1 protein-coding gene is annotated in these 676 nt (G+C 63.6%); it reads left to right on the forward strand.

All coding sequences use genetic code 11. From position 1 onward, the window contains the following. Nucleotides 1–476: hypothetical protein (locus B3849_RS03720; protein WP_286779829.1), on the forward strand; the 476-nt coding region annotated here is incomplete at its 5' end. Nucleotides 477–676: the final 200 nt, after the last annotated feature.

The following is a 676-nucleotide window of genomic DNA, read 5'->3' on the forward strand; positions in this document are numbered from 1 at the left end:
CCGCCTCGGGTGCGGCGGCACCGGGATCAACCATCGCCTTTGATGTGGTCGCCGACACGACCTATGGCGCGACCGGCGCGACCGAGCAGGACCGAAACACCGATCTGGTGCGGGTAGAATCCTCCGAAGGGGTGCTGAAACTGCGCAAAACGGTCCGCAATGTGACCCAAGGCACGCCCGAAGGCGTCAGCAACGGTGCCGCTGCGGGGGATGTGCTTGAATATCGCATCTTCCTCGACAACCCTGGCGAACTGCCCGCGACCAACATCGTGATCCACGACCGCACGCCGCCCTACACAGAACTGGCATCCGCCATCCCAAGCCCCGTCTCCATCGGCGGCAATGTGGTCTGCACGATGACCACGCCCGGGGCAGATACGGCGGGCTATGCGGGGGCGCTGCAATGGGACTGCACCGGATCACATGAACCGGGTGCAACGGGGTCTGTGTCCTTTGAGGTCCGGATCGCCCCCTAAGGCGGCGCATGTTAGGCACAGAAGGGGGTGTCCCCCTCGCCCCACACGAACAAAAATCCCCCCGTACCGCTGATGCGGCGCGGGGGGATTTGCAATAGGAATAGGCACCAAGCCCGCTGAGCAGGTGCCAGAATATCACCCGAAGAGCCGTACCAGCATCCAAAGCCCCATGCCCAGCATCATCACGTTCTCGGTCAGGG

Origin of the sequence: Sulfitobacter sp. UBA4523, from assembly GCF_002388305.1 — a bacterium.
In the GTDB taxonomy this organism is placed as follows: Bacteria; Pseudomonadota; Alphaproteobacteria; order Rhodobacterales; family Rhodobacteraceae; genus Sulfitobacter; species Sulfitobacter pontiacus.